Origin of the sequence: Gluconobacter albidus (assembly GCF_002723915.1) — a bacterium.
GTDB classification, from domain to species: domain Bacteria; phylum Pseudomonadota; class Alphaproteobacteria; order Acetobacterales; family Acetobacteraceae; genus Gluconobacter; species Gluconobacter albidus.
Genome location: NZ_BEWL01000013.1, coordinates 60773 through 78706 on the forward strand (window position 1 = coordinate 60773; position 17934 = coordinate 78706).

Consider the following 17934-nt stretch of genomic DNA (forward strand, 5'->3'; position numbering starts at 1 on the left):
TCTCAGTACTTACGTCGCAGGACGTAGATCGGACGCTGCTTCGTCTCCATGTAAATGCGACCGATATATTCCCCCAACATGCCAATGCTGATGATCTGAACACTGCTGAAAAAGATGATGGCCACAAACAGGGACGCGTAACCTGGCACGGAATTGCCCCAGAGTATCGTGCGGAAAACAATGAAAATTGCGTAAAGAATGGCCAGCGCCGCGCCGATGGTTCCCAGATATGTCCACAGCCGAATGGGAACGGAGGAAAAGCTGGTGAAACCTTCAAGAGCAAAATTCCACAGCGAATAACCCGAGAACTTTGTCGTTCCCGCAGCACGGGGTGCACGAACGTAATCAATGGTGACTGTCCGGAACCCGACCCACGCGAACAGACCTTTCATGAAGCGCTGGCGTTCCGGAAGTTTGCGCAGAGCTTCAACCACACACCGGTCCATCAGGCGGAAATCACCCACATTTTCCGGGATCCGGATATGGGCGAGCCGGTTGTGCAGCGCGTAAAACCACGCTGCGGTTTTGCGTTTCAGCATGCTGTCACTGGACCGATCAATCCGCTTGCCCAGCACGACCTCCGCCCCCTCACGCCAGGCCTGCACCATCTCGGGGATGACTTCAGGTGGGTCCTGAAGATCCGCGTCAATAATAATGACAGCATCTCCCGTTGCCGCATCGAGACCAGCTGTCAGTGCCGCTTCCTTGCCGAAATTGCGGGACAGTTCAAGAACCCGGAATCTCCGGTCGTCTTCCGAAAGCCTGATCAGTTCCCGCAGAGTGGCATCACTGCTGCCGTCATCCACACAAACAATCTCCCAGCCTGTCTCGGCAATGCTGTCGATAACAGGCAGGATACTCCTCGCAAAGTGACCAATAGCGGCCTCTTCATTGTAGAAGGGAACAATCAGGGAAAGCTGGCTGGCCATACAGGTCTTCGGATTCCAAATCGTGAATGTCTGATTCTATCAGAAATATCCTGACAGCATGCAGGTTTCATTTCAGTCAAATCACAGAAATAACCAGAAAAACATACTTGATGCTCGCCGACCAACAGGAGCATTGATCTTTCCCCTGCAACCGATAAGGTATTACCCAAGGCAGCCATCTGCCTTACCCTTGATATTTTCGCCCACCAGATTTCCATTTTTTTTTGCAGACCCAGGGGATGTCAGGACCGGAAATGCAGAGTCCATGACAGACAAGACCGATACAGGACCGAATTTGAACCCATCGACAAGTGCTCCGCAATGGCGTCTTGAAGGGGGAGAGAATTCCACTGTCATGGTGCTGAGCGGAACATGGCAGGCTCGGGCCGGCACAATTCCGGTTTTTCCGAAAGACGGACTACCAAAAACTCCAGAAGGGCATCTGTCGTTTCAGACCTCCGGCATTCAGGCGTGGGACACGGGGCTGATCGCTTTTCTGTGGGATCTCAAACGTGTTGCGCATGACGCTGGCATCAGTCTCGAGATGCAGACATTGCCTGGCCCGATGCGTCAGCTTCTGGAGCTTTTGCCCGAGGCTCCGGACGATCCCGTCCACCACAAGCCTTTCCGCATCCCGTTTCTGGAAGCCTTGGGCCGCCGTTCCATCGCCTCCATGACGGAAGTCGGCGTAGTGTCCGAGCTCGCGGCACTGACGGCGAAAGGGGCCGTTCAGACCGTTCTGGGGCGCAGCCGGATGCGCCTGAGCGATCTTCTGGCTAACACCAGTGATGCGGGTCCCTATGCCCTACTGATTGTCGGAATCGTCAATTTCCTCATCGGTGCAATTCTCGCATTTGTCGGAGCCGTGGAACTCCAGAAATTCGCAGCTGGCATCTATGTAGCCAGTCTGGTCGGTATTGCGATGGTGCGAGAAATGGCTGCCGTCATGACCGCCATCATCATGGCCGGGCGCACGGGCGGTGCCTATGCCGCGCGGATTTCCACCATGCAGGGCAACGAGGAGATCGACGCCCTGAATGTCTTTGGCATTCAGCCTTCGACCTATCTGATCCTGCCTGCTGTCCTGTCCCTTATCATCACGATGCCGTTTCTTTACCTGTATGGATGCCTCATCGGGATGCTGGGCGGCTTTGTCGTATCCATTTCGATGCTCGACATCACGGCAGCTGGCTATTTTCACCAGACGATCACGGCCTTCGGGATCGGTCAGTTCATATTCGGTTTTGTCAAAAGCCTCGTTTTCGGCGCGTTCATTGGCCTGACAAGCTGTCGGATCGGCCTGAAGGCCGGACGCTCTGCTGCGGATGTCGGCATTGCCGCCACACGGGCCGTGGTTGTCGGCATTGTGGGTGTCATCGCCATTGATGCAATCTTCGCCGTCATCGCCGATGTTCTGGGAATCTGACCGCCATGCCTGACCAGACCGTCCTGTCCCTGCGCGATGTCACACTCTCCTTCGGGCCGAAGGTCATCCAGAAGAACATCTCGCTCGATGTACGCAAAGGCAGCATCTTCGCTGTTATGGGGGGCTCCGGCTGCGGCAAAAGCACCCTGCTCAAAAGCATGATCGGCCTCCTGCGACCGTCCGCCGGTGAATATCGTGTCGGGGACGAAGACTACTGGGCCGGAAGCGACGCCCATCGCACCGATCTGAACCACCGCTTCGGCGTCCTGTTTCAGAGCGGCGCGTTATGGAGTTCCATGACCATTGGCGAGAACATTGCGCTGCCTTTGCAGATGTTCACGGACCTCAAGCCCCCCGTCATCCGTCGCCTCGTGGAACTCAAGCTGGGTTTCGTCGGTATGTTGCAGGCGATTGATCTTTATCCGTCAGAAATCAGCGGTGGCATGCGCAAACGCGCCGGTCTGGCGCGCGCCCTCGCCCTCGATCCGGACATTCTGTTTTTTGATGAACCCTCCGCAGGCCTCGATCCGATCACGTCCGCCCGCCTCGACGACCTGATTCTGAACCTGCGGGACGGCCTTGGTGCAACAATCATCATCGTCAGCCACGAACTGTCGAGCCTGTTCCATATCGCCGACGACGGCATCTTTCTGGATGCCAAAACGAAAATTCCCATCGCCCATGGCTCCCCCAGAGATCTGCGCGATACCTGTACGGACCCACAGGTGCATGCCTTCATGCACCGCGAACGCGACGACGAAGAAGGAAATACGTAATGAACAGGCAGGCTCTTGTCGGTGCTTTCGTCCTTGGAGGGACAGGCCTCCTCGTCGCAGCCTTTGTCCTGTTCGGCAATTTCCATCCTTTCGCCCGGACGACGAAAGCCGTTCTGGTGTTTCATGGGGCCTCGTCGGGTCTGGCCGTAGGCTCTCCCGTCACATTCCGTGGCGTTCAGGTCGGCGCGGTGGACCGCGTCGTCATTGAATACAATCCCGTCACCAAAGACGCCTATATTCCAGTCTATGTCACGATGCGACCGGACGACATCATCCTGACCAACAGCAGCCACCGTCTTCCCAATCTGGAGGAACTTATCAGGCAGGGACTGCGCGGCGAGATGAACCTCAAGAGCTTCGTTACGGGAACGTCCGAAATCGATCTGGATTTTTCTCCCTCGACCCCTGCGGTTTTCCACCCTGATATCGCCCATGTTACGGAAATTCCGACCAGACAGTCCACCATAGCCGCCATGACGCAGAGCCTTCAGGACCTACCCCTGAAACAGATCGGCGAGAACGCCGACGCCACACTGGCCTCGGTTCGTCAGCTTTCGGACAAGCTCGACAAAGATCTGCCTGCACTGATCCAGAGCATTCGCGAAACCTCGGACCACAGTCGCGACATGGTCGATGCGACCCGCAAGGCGATAACGGATTTCGAACCTGCCATAACGCGTACGCTTCTCAGTGTAGACCGTCTGGCCAATGCAGGAACGTCGCAGCTTGATGCGCGCGGACGTGAACTGCACGCAGTCCTCCAGAGCAGCAATGAGGCAGTTCAGCAGGCCACGAAAAGCCTCGCCAATCTGGAAAACATGACCTCTCCGCGCTCGGCGGACCGGACCAATCTCGAAGCCAGCCTGCGTGATATCGCCGCTGCAGCCTCGGCCCTGCGCGGGTTCGCCACAGACGTCGAACATAACCCGCAGCTTCTCCTCACGGGACGCCGGCAGTGAGCCGCACCACCCGTCTTTCCCCGTTTTTCCCGGAGACCAGCCCCGTGACACGGCTCATGATACGATCTGCGGCACCTTTCGCCCTTCTGACGCTGGCCCTGCTGTCAGGCTGTGCCGCTCCACCGGTTCAGTTCTATACGCTTGGCGCACCCGCCATAGCCCAGAACAGCAATACCCCCCTCCCCGCTACGGCTCCGGTCCTGAACGTCGCACGCGTCGCCCTGCCGGATTATCTGGACAATCAGGATATCATGACCCGCCACGGCGACCAGCTTGACCGCAGCCCTAATGGGCGGTGGGGAAGCCGCCTGTCGCAGGGCGTGACGGATCTTCTGGCCGCCCGCCTGGGGCAGGACTGGCCCCATTATATCGTCACCACACAACCACTGGCCGAAACTCCGACGCTCCGGCTTGCCGTCAACATCAACCGGCTCGATCTCGACAGCAACGGTCAGGGCGCCCTGCAGGCCGACTGGGCCGTAGTCCCCTCAGACACCCATCAAGCCATTCTGCGCAGCCGGGGCTCTTTCACCGCACAGGGCTCCGTGGCGACCGATGCGGGCAAGGTCGCCCTGACGCGTGACCTCGTGGAGCAGCTTGCTTCCCGGATCGACAGTACGATCCCCCATCCCTGAAAGCCCCCCTTTTACTCGGGCGACGAACGCCCTATTTTCCGTGTTCCTGCGCCCTAAGGCTGCAAGTTCGCGGAGCGCCTGATTGAAAACCCTGCTGACCACTCTGCCGTTTCTGGCCATTAGCCTTATGGGATTTTCCCTTCAGGGGTTTTCCAGGGCCGCTGAAGTTCGGGATACCCTCTCGATCGGTCTGGCGATCGAACCGCCGGGTCTCGACCCCACACGCGGCTCCAGTGAAGCCATCGGAATGGTGACGTACGGCAATATCTATGAGGGGCTGGTGCATCTGGATGAAAAGGGAACCATCAAACCCCTTCTCGCCCGGGACTGGAGTGTTGCGCCGGACGGTCTGACCTACGATTTCACGCTGCATGAAAACGTGCATTTTCATGACGGCACGCCCCTGACCTGCGAAAGTGCAAAATTTTCCCTTCTCCGCGCAGGAGCAGCGGCCAGCACCAATCCGGACAGAACCACGTTCAGCCAGATTGCCGATATTTCCTGCCCCGACAGTCTGCACGTCCGGATCCGTCTCCAGCACCCATATGGCAGCTTCCTGTACCAGCTGGCATGGAATGACGCCGCCATCCTCTCGCCAGCATCCGTGGCTCAGAACATCAGTCACCCGGTCGGCACGGGGCCCTTCGTCTTCGGCGAATGGCAACGCGGCGATCATCTGACGCTGAACCGCAATCCGGAATACTGGAGCGCCAGAGCCGCCCTGCGCTCCGTCACCTTCCGCTTCATGCCCGACCCGCTTTCGGCCAGCAACGCGCTTCTGGACGGGGAACTGGATGCGTATCCATCCTTCCCATCCCGTGAAATCCTGAGCCGTTTTGCCAGCAACCCGCAGCTTGAAGTCGTCCGGGGAAGCTTTCCCTTCAAGGCCATTCTCGCCCTCAACAATGCCCGCCGCCCGTTCAACGATCTGCGCGTCCGACAGGCCATCGCACAAGCCATTGACCGCAGGGCGCTGATTCAGGCCGTGGCGGAAGGCGACGCGACGCTCCTGCAATCGCACATGGCGCCGGACGACCCCGATTACGTCGCCCTGCCCGACCGTTATCCCTACGACCCCGACCATGCCCGCGCGCTTTTGAAGGACGCAGGGATTGCGCCCGGCCTGCATCTGACGCTGGCGTTTCCGCCCATCGGTTATGCACGCGACAGCAGCGAACTCATCGCCGCCTACCTGGAACAGATCGGCGTCAACGTAACGCTCCAGCCCGTGGAGTGGCCTGCATGGCTCAGTCAGATTTACGGACAGGGCGCTTTCGACATGACCGTCATCGCCCACACCGAGCCACACGATATCGCAATCTATGACCGCAAACAGGTCTATTTCCACTATCACAGCGCAGTCTTTCACGACCTTCTTCAACGATACGAGGCCACGGCAGACCCTGCTTTGCGGCATGAACTTTCCGCGCAGATGCAGACACAGCTCGCACAGGACGAACCGAACGTCTTCCTGTTCTCGATCCCCCGTGAGACCGTCCTGAACCGCCATCTCAAAGGCCTGTGGACCAATCAGCCCATCGCAGGCTGCCCGCTGGGCGGCGTCTCCTGGGAGCCATGACGGGAATGAACGCACTGCATCTGGCCTTTCAGCGGCTCCTGCTGCTGATCGTTGCAAGTCTTGTCATTTTCGCAGCCATGAACCTCCTGCCCGGCGACCCGGCCTCTGTCATGCTCGGACTGGACGCAAGCCCCGAAAGCCTCGCCGCCCTGCATCATCAACTCGGACTGGATACTTCCCTGCCCGCACGATATGCGCACTGGATCAGCGGCTTTGTGCAAGGAAATATGGGTCGGAGCTACATCTATGACGTGCCCGTTAGCAGCCTGATCGGCGAGCGCCTGCAAAGCAGCCTGCCCCTGATCCTGCTGGCCATGCTGCTCTCTCTCGGCGCGGGTATCCCCCTCGGCATGATCGCCGCCGCAAACCGGGGGAAAATGCCCGATATGGGCCTTATGGCGATGCTTCAGCTTTTGAAGTCCATTCCCGATTTCTGGCTGGCGATGATGATGACGTTCCTGTTCTCCCTGACCCTTCACTGGCTGCCCGCCAGTGGTTTTCCCGGATGGAATCATGGATTTTTCACCGGCCTGAGGGCGCTCGTCCTTCCGGCTGTCGCGCTTGCCGTTCCGCAGGCCGCCATCACCGCACGCTTCATGCGCTCCTCCCTGATCGAAACCCTGTCGCAGGATTTCATCCGCACGGCCCGCGCCCAAGGCTACAGCCGCTCTGGCGTCCTGTGGCGCATTGCGCTGCCCAACGCCCTGATTCCGGTTCTGACACTGGCCGGAATCCAGCTTCCGGTTCTCATAACGGGGAGCATCATCGTCGAAAGCGTCTTCAGCCTGCCCGGCTGCGGAAAACTCCTTTTGGAGGCCGTCAGCCAGCGCGATCTGCCTGTCGTGCAGAACCTCGTCATGCTGATCGTCACTGCCGTCATGATCCTCGGTTTTCTGCTGGCGGCACTGGTGCGTTTTCTGGACCCGCGCCTTGGAGAAGAGCGTCCATGAATACGCGCGCCAACCCGACATTATGGACCGGCAGCGCGTTACTCGGCATCGTTCTGCTCCCGGCACTCATTACGGCCCTGCTCACCGGCGCCAGTGCCCCGGCCATCGACGTCCTGCACCGCTATGCCCCCCTCTCCCTGTCACACCCGCTTGGAACCGATCCTTTTGGGCGGGATGTCATGATTTTTGTGCTCTCCGGAGCCTTCAACAGTATCCTGATTGCAGCAATGGCCGTCTGCCTTTCCACGATTGCAGGCACCGTGCTGGGACTGATCGCGGCAGGCAGGCCCCCTAGAGTCATCATGGGTCTCACAGATCTGGGGCTGGCATTTCCGCCCGTTCTGATCGCCGCTCTTCTGGTCACGGCGCTCGGAGCTTCAGCCATGGGCGAAATCCTCGCCATCGCCCTGTTCGGCCTTCCCGCCCAGATCCGCATCACCCGACAGGCCGCACGCGCCATTCTGATTCAGGACTATATCGCGGCCTCCCGTCTGGCCGGACGCGGCACCATTTCCATTCTGCGACGACACGTCCTTCCCAATATCCTCCCGCTTCTGACGGTTCAGGCCACATCCTCGCTTGCACTGGCCATCCTCTCAGACGCGGGACTGTCCTATCTGGGGCTGGGCGCACCGCCGCCCCGGCCGGATCTGGGACGAGCGCTGGCCGCCTACCAGATCCATGTTTTCGATCATCCGCTTCTGGTCGCCGTGCCGGGTCTGACGATCATGCTCCTCGTGCTGGGGTTCAACATGACCGGCGATGGACTGCGCGATGCTCTGGACGCTCCGCTGGAGGACCATCGCGCATGAATTCACTCCTGCATGTCAGGGACCTAAGCGTTCACAGCCCGGCCCAGCCAATCCTTCACGCCCTGTCCTTCACGCTTGAGCCGGGCAGGATCCTTGCCGTCATCGGCGAGTCAGGTTCCGGAAAATCCACACTGGCCCTGAGCCTCATGGGGCTGCTGCCACCCGGGTTCCAGCCTCGGGGAGAGCTCCGTCTGAACGGTCAGAACCTTCTGACGCTTCCGGAATCCCAATGGTGCCAGATCCGTGGGAAAACGCTCGGCATGGTCTTTCAGGAGCCCATGTCAGCGCTCAACCCCACACGAAGAATTGGCGCACAGATCGCCGACACGCTCCGGCTTCATACAACACTCACCCGTTCTGAGATCCGCGATCAAACCCTTGTTCTCATGAAGCAGGTCGGCCTTTTGAAAGCGGGCGTGAGCGAACGCGCCTATCCCCATCAGCTTTCGGGAGGGCAGCGACAGCGCGCGCTTCTGGCCATGGCACTGGCCTGCAAACCTGCCCTTCTGATCGCGGATGAATTCACCACGGCCCTTGACCCCCGCACCTGCGAAGACATGATGGCCCTTGTGCGCCAGCACACCGAAGCACACCGCATGGCCGTCCTGATGATTTCCCATGATCTCGGTCTGGTGCGCCATCACGCCGACCATGTTCTGGTCCTGAAAGATGGAACCTGCGTTGAACAGGGGCCAACCGCATCCCTGTTCGACACTCCCGTCCATCCCTACACGCAGGCCCTCCTGTCCATGTCCCTGCACGGCGCGGCCCATGCCCCCTTCACACGCCTGCCCGTTTATACGGTACCGGCATGACCTCGATCCTTCAGGCCCGGAATGTGACGTTCGGACAGTCCGGAAGGCGAATCCTGCACGCCATCAGCCTTGATGTCCTGCCGGGCCAGACGCTCGGAATCATCGGCGCGTCCGGCAGCGGAAAATCAACGCTCTGTCGCCTCCTCAGCGGCCTCGTCCCTCCCGATGATGGACAGATCCTGTATCAGGGACAGGATTTCGCGACAGCTTCCCGCGCCGTACGGAAAAAGATCCGTCCTGCCGTCCAGATGATTTTTCAGGACCCTTACGGCGCCCTCGACCCACGCCAGAAGGTGCGTGATATCGTGGGGGAGGCTCTTGACCCCGCACCGGACCGGGAAACACGCATTCTGACGGCCCTTGCCGAAGTCGGCCTCTCCGCCGAAAGCGCGGACCGCTATCCGAAAAATTTTTCCGGTGGCCAGAGACAGCGCATTGCGATTGCCCGCGCCCTGATCACGCGTCCTTCCGTCATCATCGCGGATGAAGCCGTCTCGGCGCTGGATGTTTCGACACAGGCCATCGTCCTGAACCTTCTGCTGGATCTGCAACAAAAACACGGACTGGCCTATGTTTTCGTCAGCCATGATCTGGCTGTCATCCGCCACATGTCGCACCATATCGCCGTTCTGGAACAGGGCCGGATCGTGGAGTCCGGACCAGCCTCCACTGTCCTGAACAGCCCGACCCAGCCCGAGACGCGGGCACTGCTTGAAAATTCCTTCTGACCGACGAGGCCGCATGACCAGCCTGAACCTTCTCACCGACATCCCCGGCATCCGCGTCGGCCACAGTGAAGATCTGAGCCTGCGCACGGGCGTGACGGTCATTCTGTTCGACAATCCGGTCACCGCCTCCGGCAGCTTTCCCGGCGGTGCTCCGGCCCTGCGGGAAACCGCGCTGCTGGAACCAGAAAATCTGGTGGAGCATATCCATGCGGTCGTGCTGTCGGGCGGCTCCACTTACGGTCTGGATGCCACGACGGGGGTTCAGGCATGGCTGCGGGAACAGTTTGGCAATGCGACCCTTCCCCCAGGCACGATCCGCGTCCCTATCGTGGTGCAGGCCAGTCTTTACGATCTGCCAGCAGGCGGTCAGACGTCCTGGGGCCGCTACTCCCCCTATGCCGACATGGGGCATCAGGCTGCCGGAAACGCCTCTCATGGCCGTTTCAGACTGGGCACGGCGGGCGCAGGAACAGGCGCCACGACGTCCACCCTCCGCGGAGGGCTGGGTTCGGCCAGCACCAGAACCCCAGCAGGGCATCATGTGGCCGCGCTGGTGGCGGTCAATGCTGTCGGGACAGCCACGATCGGCGATGGCCCCCATTTCTGGAGCACCCCTTTCGAACAGGGACGCGAATTCGGCGGTCTGGGTATGCCCGCGCATCTAACGCCGGAAGATCTGCGCCTGCGCTCCAAATGGGCCTCCGTCACCGGCACCACGATCGGCCTTATCGCGACGGACGCAACCCTCACCAAAACACAGGCCAGACGCCTGGCCATTCTCGCTCAGGATGGCGTGGCAAGGGGTGTCTTCCCGGCCCATCTGCCTCTGGACGGCGACGCCATGATCGGGGTCTCCACACGGGAAAAACCGGCACCGGCACCCCAGGAATGGACTGAAATCCTCCATGCCGCAACGCAGGTCACGGCACGCGCCATTGCCCGGGGCGTGTACGAGGCGGGGCCCCTGCCCGGCACCACAGCCCTGCCCACCTGGCAGCAGCGTTTTGGACAAAAAGACGGGACGGTTGCGGAAACGATATAAAAATGGCCTGACCTCCATTTCATATATTTTATTCTGAATCGTATATGATTATAGGACTCAGACCGAGTGTCATGTCCGAGGCTGAGTCCATGTCATCTGTTGTTCCGTCCTATCCCGTCCGCTCCCCCCTTCGTCAGGCCATTGCAGCAGACATGCGCAGGCCCGAGGCGGACTGTATCCTTCCCCTCATTGCGCAGGCCACGCTGACCGAGACGGAACAGCAGAACACGTTCGACGTCGCCCGCCATCTGACCCGCACCCTGCGAACGCAGCGTCGTCCGGGCGGGGTTGAAGCCCTTGTGCAGGAGTTTTCGCTCTCGTCGGCAGAAGGCGTATCCCTTATGTGTCTGGCCGAAGCGCTCCTGCGTATTCCTGATGCCGCCACACGCGACGCGCTGATCCGTGACCGGATCGGCACGGGGGACTGGCTGTCTCACATGGGCGGCAAAAAGACCATTTTCGTAAACGCGGCCTCATGGGGCCTGATGCTGACCGGCAAGCTGACAAACGACACGGATGAGGGCCTTGCCGCCACGCTGTTCCGCCTCGTCGGACGGGGTGGCCAGCCGCTGGTTCGCCGTGCGCTCGACATCGCCATGCGGATGATGGGCGAACAGTTCGTGATCGGCGAAACCATCGAGGACGCGCGCAAGGTTAGCGCGGAACCCGAAGAGCGCGGCTTCAAATACTCTTACGACATGCTTGGCGAAGCCGCGATGACGGAAGCCGACGCCCTGCGCTACCGCCACGACTACGAGCGCGCCATCGACGTCATCGGCCAGACTGCCCGTGGCGCGAATGTCTATGAAAAAGCCGGTATTTCCATCAAGCTCTCGGCTCTTCACCCCCGCTATGCCTTCGCCCAGCGCGAGCGGGTCCTTGAAGAGCTGGGCCAGACCCTGAAGGATCTCGTTGTTCAGGCGCGCCGCTATGACATCGGCATCAATATCGACGCCGAAGAAAGCGAACGTCTGGACCTTTCGCTCGACCTGATCGAAAACCTGTGTCACTGCCCCGAACTGGACGGCTGGAACGGCATCGGGATCGTGGTGCAGGCTTATGGGCGCCGCGCGCCGAAGGTTCTGGACTATCTGATCGACCTGGGGCGTCGCAGCGGACACCGCCTCATGATCCGGCTGGTGAAAGGCGCGTACTGGGACAGCGAAATCAAGAAGGCGCAGGTCGAAGGCCAGACGGATTTCCCGGTCTACACGCGCAAATGCTACACTGATGTCAGCTATATCGCCTGCGCCAAAAAACTTCTCGCCGCCCGCGATGTCGTCTTCCCGCAGTTTGCGACCCACAACGCCCGCACGCTGGCCACGATCTATACGCTGGCAGGACTGAACTTCCAGATTGGCGACTACGAGTTCCAGTGCCTGCACGGCATGGGCGAGACGCTTTATAACGAAGTCGTCGGGCCGCAGAAGCTCAACCGACCGTGCCGCGTTTATGCCCCGGTCGGCTCGCATGAAACGCTGCTGGCCTATCTGGTGCGTCGTCTGCTGGAAAACGGCGCAAACTCCTCCTTCGTCAACCAGATCGGCGATGAGAGCTTACCGATTGAAACCCTGATCGAAGATCCGGTCGCACTGGCCAGAGCCGTCCAGCCGCCGGGGGCCTCCCATCCGGCCATTGCCCTTCCGAAAGACCTGTTCGAACCCGAGCGGACCAACTCGCGCGGACTGGACCTGACCGAGGAGCACACCATCACCGCTCTGGCAGAAGCCGTCTGTGCGTCTGCCGAGCAGGCTTTGCAGGATACATCCTGTTCGGGCGAAGCGCAGGATATCCGCAACCCCTCCAGCCATTCCGACCGGATCGGCACGGTCCGTTTCGGAAGCGAAGCCGATGTCTGCAAGGCCATCGACTTTGCAGAAAGCGAGATGTCGGCATGGGCGGCTCTTTCCGCCGACAAGCGCAGCGCAAAGCTTGACCGTGCGGCTGATCTGCTGGAACAACACCAGAAAGACCTGATGGCCCTTCTGGTCCGTGAAGCAGGCAAATCCTACGCCAATGCGCTTTCCGAAGTGCGCGAGGCCGTGGATTTTCTGCGCTATTATGCCGCACAGGCTCAGGACATCGCACGGATAGGCAGTAGTGCGCCGCTCGGCGTCGTCGCCTGTATCAGCCCGTGGAACTTCCCGCTCGCCATCTTCCTTGGACAGGTCTGCGCCGCACTTGCGGCTGGCAACACGGTCGTTGCCAAACCGGCCGAGGAAACCCCCTTCATCGCCCTGCGCGCCGTCGCTCTTCTCCGGGAAGCGGGAGTTCCGGAAAACGCACTCCGCCTCGTTCCCGGCGCGGGCGAAACCGGCGCGGCCCTCGTGGCCGACACCCGGATTTCCGGCGTGATGTTTACCGGCTCCACGGCTGTCGCCGGGCTGATCGCCAAGACCCTGGCCGGCCGTACCGGAGTGGACGGGCAACCCGTTCCGTTCATTGCCGAAACGGGCGGACAGAACGCCATGATCGTGGACAGCTCCGCCCTGACCGAACAGGTGGTGGCAGATGTTCTGGTCTCAGCGTTCGACAGCGCAGGCCAGCGCTGCTCCGCCCTGCGCGTCCTGTGCGTGCAGGAAGACTGTGCCGATCGCGTCCTGACCATGCTACGCGGTGCGGTCGAGGAACTGCGTGTCGGCAACCCGGCGGAACTGCACACCGATGTCGGCCCCGTCATCTCCGCCGAAGCCCGCTCAGGCATTCAGACCTATATTGACGAATCCCGCGCGCTGGGCCGCCCCGTCTGGTCTCTTCCGCTGCCGGAAAGCATGGAAAAGGGTACCTTCATCGCTCCGACGATCATCGAGATCGACAGTCTGGCAGACCTTAAGGGTGAGGTTTTCGGGCCGGTGCTACACGTCCTGCGCTTTGAATCCCGCGGCTTCGAAGCCCTGCTCAACGCCATCAACCAGTCCGGCTATGGTCTGACATTCGGCCTCCACACCCGGATCGAAAGCCGCATGGCGCATGTTACGTCGCGCATTGAGGCCGGAAACCTCTATGTCAATCGCAACATGGTCGGCGCGGTTGTGGGCAGCCAGCCTTTTGGCGGCGAAAAACTGTCAGGAACAGGACCGAAAGCCGGTGGTCCCCTGATCCTGCGTCGCCTGATGAGCATGACACCGGCCCACGCCGACTGGGACAGACAGGAACTTCCCGAGCCTGCCCGGCAGTTCCTGTCCTGGCTGATGCAGAGCAGTTTTCCGCTTTATCAGAAAATCGTGGAAGGCATGCAGCACGGCCTGTGCGGCGCCACACGCGAACTTCCCGGCCCCGTTGGCGAGACCAATCTCTACCAGCTTCTGCCGCGCGGTGCCGTCCTGTGCATCGCCAGTGACCGGGAAACCATGCTTCGTGCCGTAGGGCTCGCCCTCAGTGGCGGAAACACGGCTTTCGTTCAGGGCCCCAATGTGGCCTCGGACTGGGTCTCCGATCTGCCGCATGCCCTCGCTTTGCATATCCGCCGCACCCAAGGCGGGCGCGTTGCAGGATGCCGGACGATCCTCGCGTCTTTCGAAGAACGACAGATGGCCGAGCAGGCCCGTACGGCTCTGTCGCGCTCGGGCATGGTCGTGCAGCTTTACATGCTCGACGCAAAAAGCCCGATCCGGCCCGAATGGGTGCTTCAGGAAAAAGTCGTCAGCACCAACACGACGGCCGCAGGTGGCAATGCGAGCCTGATGACCATCGGATAATATCACGCCGGTAATATCTCACGGGCATGATCGTTTGTTGCGATCATGCTATGAGGACCGCCCCACTGACGGATAACCGACCTCATGAGCGACGCCGCACCGATTTTCACGCCTGTTGATACGAAAAGCGGCTCGGCCTCGCTCGAAATCGCAGAGGCCCTGCGCCGTGCCATCACGGACGGCGCATTGACCGACGCCCAACCGCTGCGTCAGTCCGAACTGGCCCGCAATTTCGGCGTCTCCACCATTCCGGTCCGCGAAGCACTCAAACAGCTTGAGGCGGAAGGCCTGATCGCCTTTCTGCCCCATCGCGGCGCCGTGGTGACTGGGATGAGCGAAGCAGACATTCTGGAATATTCAGACATCCGCGCCTCCCTGGAAAGCATGGCCGCGGGGTTGGCCATGACGACCCTCACCCGTGTGGATCTGGCGCGCATCGAGGATGCCTATGAATCGTTTGTCAGCGGAACCGGCGATGGACATGACATGGCGCAGTCTGGGCGGCTGAACTGGGAATTTCATGGTGCCATTTATGCCGCCGCCCGCCGCCCCCGGCTTTACGGCATGATTCATGACCTCCACTCCCGCCTGTACCGCTATATCCGCGCCCATCTGGAACTGCCGGGCCGCAAGGCCGCAACGGATGCCGAACACTTCCGGATCCTGCTGGCCTGCCGCGAGCGTAACGGCGAAGAACTTGCAAGGCTGACGCAGCAGCATATCCAGGAAGCCGCGTCCCTCTCCCTGGACGTGATCCGCAGCCGGAAAGCCTCCTGACCTTCAGCGCGCCGGGTGAGTGCTCACCAGCGTCGCGGCCCCCCGTTCATCAAACCAGTAGTTCAACGGGCCGTCCGCATGGAAAAATCCCGGTATGCTGTCGATGATATGCGCACTCTGCTCCAGACACGCCACAAGACGGACGTGGAACACACACCCTGTGGTCGCGTCAGTGTCGGAGCCGATCAGCCGCGCAGCGTCTCTCAGGGATGCCGCCGTACCACCCGGATCCCGACGCAGCATTCTGAAAGACGCAAGAGCCGTGTTCAGGGCTTCCGTCTGGACCGCAGTCAATCCGGCCTTCTCCGCTGCGCGCCTGAGGCGGATCAGCAGACGACCAAGGGACAAGGCGGCAAACGCACCATCGACATAACCCTGCCGGTCAATCGGGGACGTGACCAGAGACAGACGCATCAGCAAACTCGAGACTTTCTGGATCTGCGCCCCTTCCCACACCATCCAGGACGGGACTTTCGTACCCGGCTGACTCGAAAGACTCTGCAGACTGCGGCCAAGAGACAACACAAGCCGCGATGCATACAGACGCTGGTCGGCTGGCATGATCACTCGGAACACCAGAACAAGCAGCACACATCCCATCAGGATGGCCAGCCACGTATTGATGAGCGTGATGTCATCCACAACCATGCTGTTCGTTACCATCAACTGCATGGCCAGAAAGACCGTGTAGCCAAAAGCGCCGATCCCGTAGCGCGGGTGAAACTGGAGCCACACACCCGGCAACATGCAGGCGCAAATCGACAGCCAGAGCATTGGATAGCCATCCACACGGGGGAGCGCCACGATATGGCACAGCCAGCAGGCTGGGACCGAAAGCGCCGTTCCGATCGCCATCGGCAGGCTCGCACGGGCAGCTGAGGGCACGGTCGACAACAGGCTCGATGCTGCCACCACATACATGATCATCATTGGACCGGTCGGAAAATACGTGATGTACCAGATCATGCAGGCCAGAAAGGCGATCAGCATTCCGCGCAGTCCGTTATAGATCGCAGACATCCATTCCACATACAGCCCTACCCGAACCCGGACATGCGCGCCACGCGGGCTCGACAGATCCAGCACGATTTCCCGAAGCTGAAACAGAATATCACGGGTATTATCGACAGACGCCTGAGCAGCGGGCGATGTTGCGGAACGCTCCAGATCCTCCAGCCGCTGCTGGGAATCTTCCAGACATGCAAGCACGCTCTGCGGTTGTTCGATCCATCCCGCACTCTCCGTCAGGACAAGGATCCGGGTCAGCGTATCGCGGATTTCCCGATGAACGGACGCTGAGAGCGAATTTGCTATCCCCAGATTGCGCCAGTACGGATGATAGGACGCAACCAGCCCCGTCATGCGACTAACCGCCAGCCTGTAACCCCGCACGCCTGCATGAATGTCCGGATTGTCGGTCGCCGCGTATTCGATCGCCGGTCCCAGACGCGCAAGCTGCCCCATGAGGCGCTGTCTGCCGTCATACAGGGTCTGGGGCAGTGTCCGGAAGGCCCCGTCCGCGATGGCAGGTTCCACGTTCTGAATATCCTGCGTTCCGGCAGGACGAACCAGTCCTTCATGGAAGACCAGAGCATGGCGAAGGGTCTCGCGGAACGCACCCGACAGCGCGTCCATCGTCCCCTGACGCCGCCGGGGCGACGTCACCATGAAAACAGCCGCCGTCACCACGATCCCGAGCGCCACGTCCGACACCCGCATCATCGCAGACAGGAAAATGTTCTCCGGATGGGCGAAAGCGGGAACGGCCACAATAATGATCGTATATCCGGCCAGAACAGCCGCATAAGCCCTGAAATATCGCAGACATGTCGCCGTCATGCAGGCCAGCCCGACGAAGACCGAAAGCACCATGAAATACAGAACGGCAGACTGCACGAACATTGCCATGACAGCCGTACTCAGCGCTGCTCCAATCACCGTCCCGGTCATACGCCACACACTTTTGGACACCAGCGCGCCTACGGTCGGATTGGCAACGATCAGAACGGTCGTAACCGTACTCATCGGCGATTCAAGCTGGATCATGAACGCCAGGAAAAGCGCAATCCCGATGGACAGGAAAACACGCGCCGTGAAAGCGGCTGTCGCGAGAAAATTCTGCCAGCGCAGGCTGCTGCGGTCCAAAGAGAACGTCTGACGAAAAAGATTTTTCATAAGGAGCCGCAGTTTCAGCAAGACGACACACCGGACAGGGAAAATCTGCTCTCCATCATGCCAAGCTGATCCCGGAGCATCTCCGCGGCATCTTCGGCAAGCCCTTCAGTCAGCCGGGCTTCAAGTTCGGCCGCAATCTGCTGGAACCTCCGACACCGTGCCATCCCGGCTTTCGTCAGTGCCACAAGATTGGAGCGCCGGTCATGAGGATCAGGCTCGCGCGAAATCAGCCCCTCTCGTCCCAGCTGATCGAGAACCCGGACGAGTGCCGAACTGTCCACGCCCATGACGGAGGCCAGATCGCTCTGTTTCAGGCCGTTTCCCATCACCATCAGATAGGCCATGGGCCGCATGGTCGCGAGCGTCATGCCTTCAGGGCGCAGAAGACGGTCAAGCTGGGCCCGCCATAGGCTCGACAGCCGCATGACATGAAAGGTCAGCTCCATGTCATGAAAACTGCTCTCCCGAAGAAGGGACGTACCATACTGAACAGCCATTTTTGATGACACCTCAACCGTTGACATATCAATAGATTATATGACAACATAAAACTAGAAAACAGATTCTGTTGACATTTTCGTCAGGAGGTTCAGTTTTTGATCCATATCACCCGCCGACTGTCCTCCGTGTAAT

15 protein-coding genes are annotated in these 17934 nt (G+C 60.2%); 12 read left to right on the forward strand and 3 right to left on the reverse strand.

Going from position 1 to position 17934, the window contains the following annotated elements; translation table 11 throughout:
- Positions 1-2: 2 nt before the first annotated feature.
- Positions 3-929 carry a glycosyltransferase family 2 protein gene (locus GAL01_RS13365; protein WP_062107671.1) on the reverse strand — a complete coding sequence of 309 codons (927 nt, stop codon included), beginning with the start codon at positions 927-929 and terminating at the stop codon, positions 3-5.
- Between the two features lie 265 nt (positions 930-1194).
- Here GAL01_RS13365 and GAL01_RS13370 point away from each other — a divergent pair, with 265 nt between their 5' ends.
- The 12 genes from GAL01_RS13370 (at position 1195) to GAL01_RS13425 (ending at position 15126) form a co-directional block, all read left to right on the forward strand.
- Positions 1195-2355 carry an MlaE family ABC transporter permease gene (locus GAL01_RS13370; RefSeq protein WP_062027631.1) on the forward strand — a complete coding sequence of 387 codons (1161 nt, stop codon included), beginning with the start codon at positions 1195-1197 and terminating at the stop codon, positions 2353-2355.
- 5 nt (positions 2356-2360) lie between these two features.
- Positions 2361-3131: an ABC transporter ATP-binding protein gene (locus GAL01_RS13375; protein WP_062027634.1), complete on the forward strand. Its 771-nt coding sequence runs from the start codon at positions 2361-2363 to the stop codon at positions 3129-3131.
- Entirely contained in the window at positions 3131-4090 is a 960-nt protein-coding gene (locus tag GAL01_RS13380) for an MlaD family protein (RefSeq protein ID WP_062027636.1), read from the forward strand. The genes GAL01_RS13375 and GAL01_RS13380 overlap by 1 nt, the downstream gene beginning before the upstream one ends.
- A 44-nt stretch (positions 4091-4134) precedes the next feature.
- Positions 4135-4725, forward strand: a complete 591-nt coding sequence (locus GAL01_RS13385) for a PqiC family protein (protein ID WP_306417712.1) — start codon at positions 4135-4137, stop codon at positions 4723-4725.
- An 82-nt stretch (positions 4726-4807) separates the two neighbouring features.
- Complete coding sequence (locus GAL01_RS13390; RefSeq protein ID WP_231865219.1) at positions 4808-6304, forward strand: ABC transporter substrate-binding protein; 1497 nt, start codon at positions 4808-4810, stop codon at positions 6302-6304.
- Positions 6305-6309: 5 nt separating this feature from the next.
- A complete protein-coding gene (locus tag GAL01_RS13395; RefSeq protein WP_169926430.1) occupies positions 6310-7254 on the forward strand; it encodes an ABC transporter permease in 945 nt (314 codons plus the stop codon).
- Positions 7251-8066, forward strand: coding sequence for an ABC transporter permease (locus GAL01_RS13400; RefSeq protein WP_062027640.1), 816 nt, complete (start codon positions 7251-7253; stop codon positions 8064-8066). The genes GAL01_RS13395 and GAL01_RS13400 overlap by 4 nt, the downstream gene beginning before the upstream one ends.
- The gene (locus GAL01_RS13405) at positions 8063-8881 is read left to right on the forward strand and encodes an ATP-binding cassette domain-containing protein (RefSeq protein WP_062027643.1); all 819 of its coding nucleotides are present in this window, start codon (positions 8063-8065) and stop codon (positions 8879-8881) included. The genes GAL01_RS13400 and GAL01_RS13405 overlap by 4 nt, the downstream gene beginning before the upstream one ends.
- A complete protein-coding gene (locus GAL01_RS13410) occupies positions 8878-9609 on the forward strand; it encodes an ATP-binding cassette domain-containing protein (protein WP_062027645.1) in 732 nt (243 codons plus the stop codon). Before GAL01_RS13405 ends, GAL01_RS13410 begins: the two co-directional genes overlap by 4 nt.
- 13 nt (positions 9610-9622) lie before the next feature.
- Positions 9623-10651, forward strand: coding sequence for a P1 family peptidase (locus tag GAL01_RS13415; RefSeq protein WP_062027647.1), 1029 nt, complete (start codon positions 9623-9625; stop codon positions 10649-10651).
- Positions 10652-10740: 89 nt separating this feature from the next.
- Complete coding sequence (putA, locus tag GAL01_RS13420) at positions 10741-14349, forward strand: bifunctional proline dehydrogenase/L-glutamate gamma-semialdehyde dehydrogenase PutA (protein ID WP_231865220.1); 3609 nt, start codon at positions 10741-10743, stop codon at positions 14347-14349.
- Positions 14350-14433: 84 nt separating this feature from the next.
- Positions 14434-15126, forward strand: coding sequence for a GntR family transcriptional regulator (locus GAL01_RS13425; RefSeq protein ID WP_062027652.1), 693 nt, complete (start codon positions 14434-14436; stop codon positions 15124-15126).
- A gap of 3 nt (positions 15127-15129) precedes the next feature.
- Here the strand turns inward: GAL01_RS13425 and GAL01_RS13430 are convergent, their stop codons facing one another.
- On the reverse strand, positions 15130-17301 hold the full coding sequence (locus tag GAL01_RS13430; protein WP_062027659.1) for an FUSC family protein: 2172 nt from the start codon (positions 17299-17301) through the stop codon (positions 15130-15132).
- 14 nt (positions 17302-17315) lie between these two features.
- The gene (locus tag GAL01_RS13435; RefSeq protein WP_077802589.1) at positions 17316-17798 is read right to left on the reverse strand and encodes a MarR family winged helix-turn-helix transcriptional regulator; all 483 of its coding nucleotides are present in this window, start codon (positions 17796-17798) and stop codon (positions 17316-17318) included.
- Between the last annotated feature and the right edge of the window lie 136 nt (positions 17799-17934).

Bases quoted from the DNA above. Each gene is read 5' to 3' on its own strand.
- GAL01_RS13365 (WP_062107671.1), bottom strand. From the start codon at position 929: ATGGCCAGCCAGCTTTCCCTGATTGTTCCCTTCTACAATGAAGAGGCC.
- GAL01_RS13370 (WP_062027631.1), top strand. From the start codon at position 1,195: ATGACAGACAAGACCGATACAGGACCGAATTTGAACCCATCGACAAGT.
- GAL01_RS13375 (WP_062027634.1), top strand. From the start codon at position 2,361: ATGCCTGACCAGACCGTCCTGTCCCTGCGCGATGTCACACTCTCCTTC.
- GAL01_RS13380 (WP_062027636.1), top strand. From the start codon at position 3,131: ATGAACAGGCAGGCTCTTGTCGGTGCTTTCGTCCTTGGAGGGACAGGC.
- GAL01_RS13395 (WP_169926430.1), top strand. From the start codon at position 6,310: ATGAACGCACTGCATCTGGCCTTTCAGCGGCTCCTGCTGCTGATCGTT.
- GAL01_RS13400 (WP_062027640.1), top strand. From the start codon at position 7,251: ATGAATACGCGCGCCAACCCGACATTATGGACCGGCAGCGCGTTACTC.
- GAL01_RS13405 (WP_062027643.1), top strand. From the start codon at position 8,063: ATGAATTCACTCCTGCATGTCAGGGACCTAAGCGTTCACAGCCCGGCC.
- GAL01_RS13410 (WP_062027645.1), top strand. From the start codon at position 8,878: ATGACCTCGATCCTTCAGGCCCGGAATGTGACGTTCGGACAGTCCGGA.
- GAL01_RS13415 (WP_062027647.1), top strand. From the start codon at position 9,623: ATGACCAGCCTGAACCTTCTCACCGACATCCCCGGCATCCGCGTCGGC.
- putA (WP_231865220.1), top strand. From the start codon at position 10,741: ATGTCATCTGTTGTTCCGTCCTATCCCGTCCGCTCCCCCCTTCGTCAG.
- GAL01_RS13425 (WP_062027652.1), top strand. From the start codon at position 14,434: ATGAGCGACGCCGCACCGATTTTCACGCCTGTTGATACGAAAAGCGGC.
- GAL01_RS13430 (WP_062027659.1), bottom strand. From the start codon at position 17,301: ATGAAAAATCTTTTTCGTCAGACGTTCTCTTTGGACCGCAGCAGCCTG.
- GAL01_RS13435 (WP_077802589.1), bottom strand. From the start codon at position 17,798: ATGGCTGTTCAGTATGGTACGTCCCTTCTTCGGGAGAGCAGTTTTCAT.